This is a genomic window from Psychrobacter sp. PL15 (assembly GCF_035984995.1).
Taxonomy (GTDB): domain Bacteria; phylum Pseudomonadota; class Gammaproteobacteria; order Pseudomonadales; family Moraxellaceae; genus Psychrobacter.
Genome location: NZ_JAXCIB010000011.1, coordinates 1 through 12,397, shown reverse-complemented (window position 1 = coordinate 12,397; position 12,397 = coordinate 1). Strand labels below are relative to the sequence as shown.

General features: G+C 41.8%; 11 protein-coding genes. 5 read left to right on the top strand and 6 right to left on the bottom strand.

The window, feature by feature from the left end:
- Positions 1–4: 4 nt before the first annotated feature.
- Positions 5–853, bottom strand: coding sequence for a carboxy-S-adenosyl-L-methionine synthase CmoA (gene cmoA, locus RCH20_RS09885; protein WP_327193479.1), 849 nt, complete (start codon positions 851–853; stop codon positions 5–7).
- A 207-nt stretch (positions 854–1,060) separates the two neighbouring features.
- Here cmoA and msrA point away from each other — a divergent pair, with 207 nt between their 5' ends.
- The 4 genes from msrA to RCH20_RS09865 all read left to right on the top strand — a co-directional run bounded on the left by msrA (position 1,061) and on the right by RCH20_RS09865 (position 5,347).
- A complete protein-coding gene (msrA, locus tag RCH20_RS09880) occupies positions 1,061–1,582 on the top strand; it encodes a peptide-methionine (S)-S-oxide reductase MsrA (protein ID WP_209956289.1) in 522 nt (173 codons plus the stop codon).
- Between the two features lie 145 nt (positions 1,583–1,727).
- Positions 1,728–2,441, top strand: a complete 714-nt coding sequence (locus tag RCH20_RS09875; protein ID WP_327193478.1) for a DUF1499 domain-containing protein — start codon at positions 1,728–1,730, stop codon at positions 2,439–2,441.
- 335 nt (positions 2,442–2,776) lie between these two features.
- Positions 2,777–3,499 (top strand): thiopurine S-methyltransferase, encoded by a 723-nt coding sequence (gene tmpT, locus RCH20_RS09870; RefSeq protein ID WP_327193477.1) that lies wholly within the window; start codon positions 2,777–2,779, stop codon positions 3,497–3,499.
- A 348-nt stretch (positions 3,500–3,847) separates the two neighbouring features.
- Positions 3,848–5,347 (top strand): lytic murein transglycosylase, encoded by a 1,500-nt coding sequence (locus tag RCH20_RS09865; RefSeq protein ID WP_327193476.1) that lies wholly within the window; start codon positions 3,848–3,850, stop codon positions 5,345–5,347.
- Between the two features lie 187 nt (positions 5,348–5,534).
- Here the strand turns inward: RCH20_RS09865 and RCH20_RS09860 are convergent, their stop codons facing one another.
- The 4 genes from RCH20_RS09860 to RCH20_RS09845 all read right to left on the bottom strand — a co-directional run bounded on the left by RCH20_RS09860 (position 5,535) and on the right by RCH20_RS09845 (position 9,151).
- Positions 5,535–5,831: a hypothetical protein gene (locus RCH20_RS09860; RefSeq protein WP_209956285.1), complete on the bottom strand. Its 297-nt coding sequence runs from the start codon at positions 5,829–5,831 to the stop codon at positions 5,535–5,537.
- 246 nt (positions 5,832–6,077) lie between these two features.
- Positions 6,078–7,130: a DUF4062 domain-containing protein gene (locus RCH20_RS09855; RefSeq protein WP_327193475.1), complete on the bottom strand. Its 1,053-nt coding sequence runs from the start codon at positions 7,128–7,130 to the stop codon at positions 6,078–6,080.
- A 126-nt stretch (positions 7,131–7,256) separates the two neighbouring features.
- Positions 7,257–8,207: a glutamate racemase gene (gene murI, locus RCH20_RS09850; protein ID WP_327193474.1), complete on the bottom strand. Its 951-nt coding sequence runs from the start codon at positions 8,205–8,207 to the stop codon at positions 7,257–7,259.
- A 287-nt stretch (positions 8,208–8,494) separates the two neighbouring features.
- Positions 8,495–9,151, bottom strand: a complete 657-nt coding sequence (locus tag RCH20_RS09845) for a DUF1285 domain-containing protein (RefSeq protein ID WP_442793130.1) — start codon at positions 9,149–9,151, stop codon at positions 8,495–8,497.
- A gap of 767 nt (positions 9,152–9,918) precedes the next feature.
- Here RCH20_RS09845 and RCH20_RS09840 point away from each other — a divergent pair.
- Entirely contained in the window at positions 9,919–11,556 is a 1,638-nt protein-coding gene (locus tag RCH20_RS09840) for an electron transfer flavoprotein-ubiquinone oxidoreductase (protein ID WP_209958863.1), read from the top strand.
- A 124-nt stretch (positions 11,557–11,680) separates the two neighbouring features.
- On the opposite strand, the gene RCH20_RS09835 is transcribed toward RCH20_RS09840, so the two are convergent.
- Positions 11,681–12,022, bottom strand: coding sequence for an alanine:cation symporter family protein (locus RCH20_RS09835; RefSeq protein ID WP_327193523.1), 342 nt, complete (start codon positions 12,020–12,022; stop codon positions 11,681–11,683).
- Between the last annotated feature and the right edge of the window lie 375 nt (positions 12,023–12,397).

Sequence of the window (12,397 nt, the reverse complement as noted above, 5' to 3'; positions counted from 1 at the left end):
AATGTTATTTAAAAGCCACAATAGAAACAAAGTTCAAAAACTGAAACCAAGTTAGATGACGCTCAAAACCAACGTTAGCCAAACGAACGTGATGCTCATCTAATGTATCGGTAATTAGTACATTTTCCAATGCATTACGCTTACCGCTAATCTCCATCTCGGTATAACCATTGGCACGCTTAAAGTCATAATAACGCTCAACCAGCCAAGCATCATATTGCTCATCAAAGGCATGGGTCTTTTCGGTCAGTACCAATATACCGCCTGTACTTAACGCTGAGTAAATCTTATCTAATACCGCCACCCGATCCACTGCTGGCAAAAACTGCAACGTTAGGTTCAAAACCACCATATCACAAGGCTCAAGCTCAATATCTCTGATATCAGCCGTGATAACTTCAATATCATGTTCGGGATAGTTTTCGCTTAATAAGGTTTTGGCTTCAGCGGTCATGGCTGGTGAAATATCCACTGCTTTAATTTGTAGGTCATGTGGCGCAAACTCGCCAGTAAGCGCCATACTTGCCGCCCCAAGAGAACAGCCCAAATCATAAATACGGCTGACCCGTTGACCACTGTCATTTTGTTGGCGATACTTACCATGCCGCCTCGCAAATATCGGCAGCATGGCGAGCACTTGACCGTAGCCTGGCACACTGCGGCGAATCATATCCGGAAAACAGGCCACCACTTGCTCGTCAAAAGAAAAACGTGCGGCTTTATCCAGTGGCGTGGTGAACAAGGTATCGTGTTTAATAGTATCGTTTTTAATAGTATCGTGTTTATTAATAGTATCGTGTTTAACGGTATCGCTTTGAATGGCTGCGGCTGGCAAGGAAGTAGATTGACTCATGAAATGGCTCGTTTTTTTATGGCGCAATACTTTGATTAAATTTATTTAGCGAATTATTTGTATACCTTAGGGGCTATAAGCTTAATAAAGCCGTATTATAACATTACTGTTTGTTACTAATAAGCAGCTTGTAGGCTGATAAGCTAAATGCATCGTATTAAGCAATGAATTTTTAACCCCTCGTATTTATAATAACAGGACAATCTTATGCAAAACATTATATTAGGCGGTGGCTGTTTCTGGTGTACCGAATCAGTATTTTTATCACTCAAGGGTGTACAGTCGGTGGTCTCAGGTTACATGGGCGGCGAAGCTGCTACTGCTAACTACCAAACAGTATGTGGCGGTAATAGCGGGCACGTGGAAGTCATTAAAATCGAATTTGATCAGTCTATTCTACCGCTAGAAGTGCTACTTGATGTATTCTTTGGTACTCATGACCCGACTACCAAAGACCGTCAAGGTAACGATGTCGGCAGTCAATATCGCAGCGTCGTGTTCTATACAGACGAAGATCAAAAACCAACTGTTGATCGCACTATTAATAAGCTGCGCGACATGGGGCTTGATATCGTCACTGAAGTACATCCTGCTGTAGAGTTTTATAAGGCTGAAGACGATCATCAGGACTTCTTTAATAGAAACCCTGGTCAAGCCTATTGTAACTTTGCTATCCCACCTAAACTTGCTAAACTTCGTAAAGAGTTTAGTAAATATATGACTGATTAAAATAGTATTTTCTTAAAAATAAAGATGCCGGGTATTCAGTGATAGTTGCTATATGATAGCTATTGCTGCCGGATAATGATCATCAAGGCGTGTTTTATACTCGGCCGTAATGGGTCGAATAGTTAACTGATAATAGAGAAGTTTGATGAAAGTTTTAGTTACTCTAATAAGTTTAATCGCCTTATTGCTAGTCGTATTACCAGGCCCTCTTTATAAATTTGGTATTGTCGATTTAGGTACTGCGTTTGCAGGGTTTAAGTTTGGGGTATATGCCGGTATTGCAGCGCTGGTGCTGCTTTTACTACAATTTTTATTGAAACGTGACACGATGACGCTTGGCAGTTCGGCAATAGTGGTTGTATTTTCTGTATTTTCTATCGCAATGCCCCTTAGTATGATGAATACCGCCAAAAGTGTACCGCCCATTCATGATATTTCAACCGACTTAGTAAACCCGCCTGAATTTGTGGCTATTGCACCACTGCGCGCTAATGCCCCAAATCCGGTAGAGTATGCTGGTGAAGCAAGTGCAGAGCAACAACGTCAAGCCTATCCGGAGCTTAAAACCCTCAACTATTCGCAACCAAAAGCTGAGTTAGTGAGTGCTGTTGAACAAGCTGCTAAAAACTTAGGCTGGGAACTAATAAATGCGGATGCTAGCAACGGAATTATTGAAGCGACACATACGTCAACCTGGTTTGGTTTCGAAGACGACGTAATCGTCCGTGTTAATGATCAAGGTAACGAACGTTTGGTCGATATTCGCAGTAAATCACGTATTGGTGGTAGCGATTTAGGTAAAAACGCAGCACGCATTCATACTTTAATGGAAGAGCTAGACACTGTACTAGCAGAGTAGTATTTATATAAAGACTTAATATGAAAAAAAAGCCAAGTGTCAATATGCTTGGCTTTTTGTTGGCTATTATAATGTTAGTATTAAGCTGATAACTTCCGTTTTTTGAAATATAGATATAGTTAAAATACCTTAAAAACGCTGTGGTACTGCTGGTATAAGCTTTTTGCAGCCTCTGTCTGCGTAGGCACAGCAAGCAAGAAAAACTTATACCAGCAGTAGGTTATGTATCGATACTACTTTTCATTGACTATAACTATCTGCAAAGCCAACTTGTAGAAGCCATCGATATCTACAAAGCCTGTCAATAACAACTATCACCAATAAAGGTTGCGATAATGAACCCTGAATTCTGGCAAGAACGCTGGCAAAATAAGCGCATCGGTTTTAATCAGCCAGAAGTGCATCCATTATTGCTTAAATACTTTACCGCTCTAAACTTGTTGGCTGGTAGTCGAGTCTTGGTACCCTTGTGCGGTAAGTCAATCGACATGGTATGGCTAACGAGCCAAGGCTACGATGTGGTTGGGGTTGAGCTTGTTGAGTCAGCCATTCAAGAATTCTTTGCTGAGCATAATATCTCGCCTACAGTCATTGAAAATATAGCTGTTCAAAACACAGCTATCGAGCATACTAATAGCCCAGCTATTAAATGTTATCAAGGCTCGCTATCCGGTCAAATAATAGAACTATGGGTTGGCAATATTTTTGCGCTAACACCTGATAACATCGGTCGAGTTGATGCGGTTTATGATAGAGCAGCCTTAATCGCCTTGCCAGCAGATATGCGTCCAAGATATAGCGAACAAGTGCGGCAGCTTAGCAGCAACGTTATAGGCAACGTTAGTAGCAATGCGCCACAATTACTATTAACGCTCAATTATGACCAAAGCGAACGCAATGGCCCACCATTTTCGATCAGTAGCGAGCAAGTTGCGCAATATTATGGCAATCATTACCAGATTACTGAGCTTGAGGGCGAGCCGTCAACTTTGAACGCCGCGCCAGATTTGGTGGTAACTGAGCATGTTTGGTTATTGGCGCGGAAACAGAAAATATAATAATATTACTCATAACTTGATAACTCACTAAGTCAACTTGTTAATGATATATTTGAGCTCGCTTTTTAATATAAGAATGGCGGCGAATTCATTGATCTAAGTTTATAATCCATATAACACTTACAGTCACATAGACGCCATAGTTGTTGTGAGCGCTGCAAAATATTTCCTTAAGCCATACTTTACCCTTTCTCTCCCTTACCTTGACCCTGCGTCAGCTTATGGTAACTAAGTACTCCTAAACCTTTTCTTTATTGTTGATATTGGTTACTCTAAACCAGTCTCATCATATTGAACTTTTGATATTATTTTCGGCCTTGCCACCACTTATGTTTATAGGATATTTTCATGCGTTTGACTCACTTATCTACCCTCTCTTTACTGAGCGCTGCTATTGGCTTAAGTCTAGCCAGCACTGCCCAAGCCGCCAGACCAGAAGCGCCGAACTTATCCAATGCTGAGCTACAACAATGCTTAAGCACCCTTAAAAATAGCAGTCAATTTAGCGATATATCCGATTCGACCTTTGAGCGTTATCGTCCAAGTGCACCTGATCCTAGCGTTATTCAATCATTAAATTATCAGCCTGAATTTCAAAAGGACGTTTGGGATTATTTGTCAGCGTTAGTTGATAAGGAACGGGTAGAAGATGGTATCCGTGCCAAGCGCCAATGGGCAGATACACTGCGAGAAATTGAATCACGCTATGGTGTAAAAGCTGAGCACGTGTTGGGTGTATGGGGCGTGGAGTCAAATTTTGGTCAGACCTTAGGTAAAAAACCATTGTTTGAGTCATTAGCGACGCTGTCTTGTTTTGATCGTCGCCAAAGTTACTTCCGCGGTGAGTATGCCAATGCGCTAAAAATTGTCCAAAACGGCGATATTAGTCCCAGTGATATGACTGGCTCTTGGGCAGGCGCGTTCGGCCAAACGCAGTTTATGCCTGGGACTTTTTTGGACTTGGCTGTAGACTTTGATGGCGATGGCCGCCGCGACTTAGTCAATAACGTTCCCGATGCGTTGGCCTCTACCGCAAACTTCCTGGCGAAGCGCGGTTACCGTTCAGGTGAGGCGTGGGGTTATGAGGTCACACTCCCTAACGGATATTGGGCAGTGTCCGATCGTAAAGATAAGAAGTCAATGAGTCATTGGCGCGATCAAGGTTTAACCCTCACTAATGGCAGTCCACTCCCCTATGACCTCAGTAGCGCCGGACTGCTATTGCCTGCCGGTAAAGGTGGCCCTGCATTTTTGGTCGGTAAGAACTTCGACACTTTTTATTCCTATAATGCCTCAGAAAATTACGCATTGGCAATCGCTCATTTATCGGATTTAATTACCAAAGAAGATAGTAGCAAAACTGACTTTATAACAGCATGGCCAACTGATGACCCAGGGATCAGCCGCCAGCAAGCTAGAGACATTCAGCAAGCGTTATTAGATGCTGGCTATGATATTGGTGGCGTTGATGGCATCATTGGCGATAATACCCGCACAGCTATTCAACAATATCAATCCAGCCGTGGGATCTTTCCAGCCGATGGTCGTGCGGGTCAAAAGTTTCATCGCTTAATCGTTGGTAATTCTGCTTCTAGTCGCTCGCAGTATACTAACCAGTATGGCAACCGATATGGCCAACCATCTGATAGCCAACCTTTAATTCCAGCACCTGCCGATCGCATGGGCCAATTGATTCAGCGGCAAACCACCGCTCCTAGCATTTATTCACCTCAATCGTCAGCTCAGCCAGCAACGGTTCAGCCATCAAGCTCCGGTAACGTACGCTATCGCCGCGTTACTGATGTTAATGGTACCGTGAGCTTAGTACGTATTGATGAAGGTTCTTAATAGAAATTTTTTAGTATTATGGCCGAATTTAAGATACTCCCGTACTGAACAGCTTAATCCTAAGCTATAAATAATAAAAACCACGTCAATGTAGACGTGGTTTTTTATTTACTTTTCTTGGTTTATAAATAATATTCTGATATTTATAACGGTCAAAGTAAGTCAGCTTGAGATTGCAATTTGGCACTTAAACAATAGGCGGTGGATTGGGCTTGCCGTTATCGCCATCCCAGTTCTCGCGTGCTTTGTCATCGAGATCTGCAGGTGTTTTTGGTTTCCATTTGCCATTCTCTTTCCAAGTGTCATCGCCCCAATCCTCTTTTTCTTTATCATCCCAGTCATTATAGGCCTTACTGGGATCAATACCACGGCGTTTCATATCGGCTATTTGTTCTTCCAACGTATGAAACTGATCGGCGTCATGCATGGTTTCTTCTAATTTATCTATATCACTCTTTAACTCGTCATTTTTAGAGTTGCTCATTATATTCTCCTCAATCAGTCAATATTTATGGTGCATTTTTCGCACTAACGGAGCTTGATATCGCTATGTGTGGTCAATATCAACCAGCCTTTTCTATCAAGATCTTCATAACAACTAAGCTGCTACTAGCCTATTAATAGACTTCATTATTACCAGTTTACAGTAGATTAACAACTGCCAGCACGTAGGCTTTGTATTACAAAACGTAGTGATGGGCACAGGTTACTTATAATTGAGACCTCATTATTAATGAGACATTGTTTGCTGACTCTTTGCAAATAAACTTTTGGCATAAAAGGTTGTTTTCCACATTTCTTGTGATACTCGAGTGCCGTAGGTAGTCAATTGAATCCAGTTAGCAGCGACCATTATACGCTGTAGTTTGTTTAAATCGTTTTGAGCAATTTTATAGCGTGAAACGGCATGCACATTGGGCATTTCTTGTTTAATATCTTGCTCAGCTTTAGCAGCGATCAAATTATTGATACAGCTTTGAAGACTATAGCTTGAAAAAGTCGCTGGTATCTTTACTAAAGCTTGTAGGACCTGTTGCCACGTTAAAGTCAGCGACCTAGTGATATCTGTCAGATTACCGTCTTCATAAGCTTGAGCACTATATTGGATAGTGAACGCGTCTATTAATTTAATCGGCTTGTTCAGACTGCCCGCAGTGACACCATTTTCAGCTGAACGACTGTCTGGTTTGATAGTCGTACTACTACTCGTAGATGAAGCAGCAGCATACTGTGCGATGATCGCCTGTGAGTCAGGTTTTGCTAGTTTCTTATTCGCCCTTACCCATCCATCTCTTACTTGATAATTTACGGCTATATCATCACAGGCGTAACTGAGCAGCTGCTCAATATTAGTGTCCTCATCATAGTAATAAATATGCTTGGCATGCTTTTGGACAATACGGGTAAAGTCCTTTAATTGCTGACTGACTTCCGTACCACCATTATGAGTTTTAATCAGTATCAACAAAGGTTTGAGCTTAGCTTTAGCACTTAGATAGCTCAGATGCATTTGACTGACACCCAGACTTTGGCTAGTGCCATAACTGTCACCAACTACCATTAATGCGTAATCACAAGCGTCAATACATTGGCGGCCGTATAGTGCAGCTCGCGGTAATTTATTAGAAACGTCGTAAGTTAAAAACGCTCGTGCTTGAAAAAATATCGCCAACCTGTCTAAAACCAACGGTTGATCGTTGGCAGCACATACAACGTGGATATGATAGCGACGGTTGGGCACAATAACCTCTACGCTCAGGTAGTAACGTGCAATAACACACAAGTATCTTGCTTGTGAAAGTTCTAGCCTAGCATAGTCTTATTAGGATGCGCGCTGTTTATTTTTATTGACCATACTTTATATAGAGTCATCCTAATATCGAGTCATTCCTAGTTTGCACAGACTGTGCTAAAAATGCTGTTGCAAGCGTATTTTATTACCCAGCAGACGCTGAATCAGCATACCAAGCCTGTCATCGTATTTACTGGCATAAAAGATTAAAGAAGGTCGAAGGTCTGTACCCTTGCTATCTGAACTCTCACTATCCGTATTACTAACAGGTAGGGCCATTAACTGGTTCTTTATCAGTAGCTCTTTTACGCGCTCAGCGATTGCTTGCCCTGAGTCGATAACTTGTATAGATAACTGTCGCTCCTTAATCTCTTGCAACAGAAACGGCTTAAAGAACGGATAATGCGTGCAGCCTAGCACCAATTGGTCCACACCATTGCGAGCAAACTCTGTTAACTGCTGGCGTAAGCGCTGGGCAGTTTCAGAATTTTCTGGCATACCTGCCTCTACCCACGGTACCAGCTGTGGATCGAAGTACTTAGTAACCGTCGTTTGGTTTGGCTGGGCAATATTCTCAATAACTTGATTGAGCAAGGTACCATTTAGAGTGGCTTTGGTGGCTAATACTGCTACGTGACCACTTTTACTGGCCAATACCGCAGGCTTTAAGGCGGGTACTAAGCCCACAATAAGCAATTGCGGATAACAGCGCCGGGCAGCATCCAAAGCATAGGCTGAAGCACTATTACAGGCAATAACGATCAATTTACAACCTTGCTGAGACAGCCATTCTACTGCTATCAAGGTCAATGCCTCAATCTCTTGGCTATCACGGTCACCGTATGGCACATGCAAGGTATCAGCATAATAGATATAACGCTCGGCTGGAAGTTGTTGAGCCACATGCAAATAAACTGATAACCCACCAACGCCAGAGTCAAACAAGCCAATCGGGGCGCTGCGGTCTCTATTAATAACAATTTCACTAAAAGCTGCCGTATAGATAGTATTAAACGCAGCTGGTTGGATAGTTACATCATTGATTACTTTGTTTTCAGCTATGCTCATAGTCAATTTACCGATTTTGTAATAGACATACTGTCATAAACATAGCGTCATTTGGACCTTTCTTATTAAATTTCGTATATTTTAGCTTAAATACCTCAACTCACAATGTGCCACTGGTATAAATTTTTCTTGTGGGCTGTTCGCGAGCGGGCTTCGAGCCTACGAAACGTTTGTTACAGTAGCGCTGTATCTCTTTTAAATTGAATCGACTGTAACAACTAACTGCCACCCAATAGGTAGCTAATTAAGGTAGCTAATTACTATTCATCTGGTTTAAGTCAGTAGCGTTAACTAGCCGGCATTGATAGCAAGTAAGACTGTCCACCACTTTGTAAAGTCAATATAGTCTCATCTTCTTGCTGCGTTAATTCACCGATCTCGGTTAAGTGATAAAAAGTATTACGGCCGATAAGTGCGGTTAGTCCGTTTCTAATGGGCATATAAGGGCGTACTGGTGTTTCTTCGTGCTTATTATCTTGGAGTCGACTGTCCTTAGGCTGGTAAGTCGCCAGAGTAATCGGATGCTTTTCATCTAAACGTACCACATCACCAGTGGTAGTCGTAAACTCTAACCAACGCATATCTCCTTCGGTAATGATACCAACATCATTAATCAGTAGCGGCACATCCTCTACTTGAATTCGTAACTTTTGCACTGGGGTTTTTAAAAAATACTCGATAACACCATCTTGTTCTTCTTTCCATAAGACAGTAGCAAATAGGTTGACTAATGACTCACGAGTCATATGCCCACCTTCATGCCACCATTCGCCATTGGCTTTTATCACTAAATCCATATCAACGACTTGCTCAGGATGCCAATCCTCTAATGGCGGTATTGCACGTCCCTGCTTTACTCCTGCCGCAGACTTTATATATTGGCTAAGGGTATCGGCATTGTCTAAGCTGGACGTCAAGTCCTGTGAGCCTTGCGTCTTATTCATGGTGCTGTTAACCACATTATGAGTATGATCAGTCATCATACAATCTCCTAGCTATTGGTCAAAGTTTGGCGTATCGAGTGTTACTATTAATTTTAGTTTGGGGTATGATAAAATCGTAGCTTAATTGCACAGCCATTATATTAATTTCACCTTAACACTGATACCCACAAATGCGTATCGTGTTTGTAGTAGTTTTCTTTTATAATGAGTAACGACCTTTTATTGAAATAGCCACGTAGGTGTTGTTTTAGTTATCCTCTTTACGTTATGTGTTTCTACAATCCCCTTTATTAATTTTCACATATGCTAATTTTCAATAGTAACGTTGTCAATTGATGCCGCAAAGACAGTTTTTATCAGGCAGCCATATATCTGAGGTAGCGTCGCAAGCTTTATTATTTAATTGTTATGCTAATAATGCCCTGAGATAAGCCACTAAAAGTTTAGGAGTAGGTATGCAAGAGCAAGACAAGAAAACACCAGTCGTTGATGCTGATATTGTCAACACTGACGCAACAGAAACGGTAGAGTCAGCAAACTCAGTGACCGCAGAACAGACGACAGAAGTCCCAGCTGAAAATATTGCTATTGAAAGAACTGACGTCAATGCAGCAGATCTTGATACAGAGCGTGTTGAAAAGGTAGCCGTTGACGAACCATCTACTGAGCAAGCAGTTATTGAAGAAACGCCTGAAACTATCGTCCTAGAGCCAGAAGCTGTTCCAGAGCCGGAAGTTGCTCCAGAACCAGAAATTGAACGCGAGTCAATGGAATTCGACGTTATTATCGTTGGTGGCGGTCCTTCCGGTTTGTCTGCGGCTATCCGTCTGCGTCAGCTGGCTATAGAAGCAGGCAATGACGAGTTTATGGTCGCTGTAGTCGAAAAAGGCTCTGAATTTGGTGCGCATATCTTATCTGGTGCCGTTATCGAACCACGTGCTCTAGATGAGCTGATACCTGACTGGAAGGAAAAAGGCGCCCCTTTAAATGTACCTGCGATTGAAGACCGCGTGTATATGCTAGGGTCAGCCACTAAGACGACTAAGCTTATCGACTCCGTTATTCCAGCCAGTTTGCATAATGAAGGCAATTATATTGTCTCATTGGCCAATGTGGTCCGCTGGTTGGCAGAGCAAGCCGAAGAGTTGGAAGTTATGATGTTCCCAGGCTTTCCTGCTGCCGATATTTTATACAACGATGACGGCTCAGTAAGAGGTATATTGACTGGTGATATGGGTATTGCGGCCAACGGTGATGCCAAAGCTAGCTTTGAGCCTGGCTATGAATTATTAGCTAAATATACTATCTTTGCCGAAGGCTCCCGTGGTCACTTGGGCAAACGCTTAATCAGCCGCTTTAATCTTGATAAAGATTGCGATCCTCAGCATTATGGCATTGGTCTAAAAGAGTTGTGGGACATTGACCCCGAAAAACACGAGCAAGGTGTGGTGATGCACGGCTCAGGCTGGCCATTAACCGATACTGGCTCTTCTGGTGGCTGGTGGTTATATTTTGACGAAAACAATCAAGTTAGCTTCGGTATGGTCATCGATTTGTCCTACTCTAATCCTTACATGTCGCCGTTTGATGAGTTGCAGCGCTTAAAACTACATCCGCTCATTCGTAATATTTTAGAAGGAGGTAAGCGTGTTTCTTATGGCGCGCGTTCACTTACTAAAGGCGGTTTGAACTCGTTACCAAAGTTCACCTTCCCAGGTGGTGTGTTGGTAGGGGATGATGCAGGATTCTTGAACTCTGCTAAGATCAAAGGCACTCATACTTCAATGAAGTCAGGCATGCTAGCAGCGGAAGCTATTTTTGAAGCACTGCAAGCTGAGCGCCAGCACGATGAAGTGGTTGCCTATAGCACTATGTATGAAGAGTCATGGCTATATCAAGATAACTATGAAGGTCGTAACTTTGCTCCGGCCATGCATCGCATGGGTGCATGGATGGGAGGCGCCTTTAATTTCATCGAGCAAAACTTGTTGGGTGGCAAAATGCCGCTGACTATTCATGATAACTTACGTGATTATGATCAGTTAGAACGTGCTAACTATGCCTATCAGCCAGAATATCCGAAGCCTGATGGTAAGCTGACATTTGATAAACCATCATCGGTATTTATCTCTAATACCAACCATGCTGAGAACCAACCGAAGCATTTAAAATTAACCGATCCTACTGTGCCTATTTCCATTAACTTACCCTTATATGCTGAGCCAGCACGTTTGTATTGTCCAGTTGGGGTATATGAAGTAGTCAAAGATGCTGAAGGTGCACGTTTTGTGATCAATGCGCAAAACTGTATCCATTGCAAAACCTGTGATATTAAAGACCCGTCACAGAATATTACCTGGGTCACACCTGAAGGTGGTGGCGGTCCTAACTATCCTAATATGTAATGGTTAAACAGTTATTAGGCATTTATAAAACAATTGCTCACTACTATTAACCTGCAACAAACAAAAACCCCATTCACTATGAATGGGGTTTTTGTTTCTCTAAACTGTTTTATAGCCGTTTACTTTAATCTTTCCATGCCTCTCGATTAGCTTCATCTTTAAGCTTAACAAAATCATCGGGGTTAAATTTAATTTGCTCACCCGTCTTGCCTTCCTTGATTTGCCGCTCGTAATCACGCAATATTCTAAGCGCCACGGGTGACAAGAGCACAATAGCCACTAAGTTAGTTAATGCCATCAATCCCATTGATAAGTCTGCAAAGTTCCAAATAGCCGGTAGGCTGGCTACTGCCCCGATAAATACCATACCAAGCACTAAGAAACGGAAAACCATAATCATTACTTTAGCGTTTCTGGCACCAGAGATAAATTCGAGGTTAGACTCACCATAACTATAATTAGCAATAAATGAGATCTATGTTGCTTTTTATCTACTTATCACTGTTTACAAGTCAATCAAAGTATTTATAAAGAAAATAGCCATTATTACGTCGCTACATTTTAACTGACAATATGACTGTTAACTGTTTCAGACTTTATCTCATCGATTATTTTTACTGAACTTTTGAAAGGTTTTTTAATTAGTTATTAATAGACAATTGTTAAATTAATTAATCGTTATCCAATTTTTATTAAATCTTTAAAAATAAATTTACTATAAAATTTCTGTCTTGTTACTAAATAAATTAAATCCTAGATTAACACACCAAGTGCAACGCTAAATGATGTTATAGAATACCTGATTTGGTGTTTTGAATCCCAATCGTTTTCTTGGTCTGCT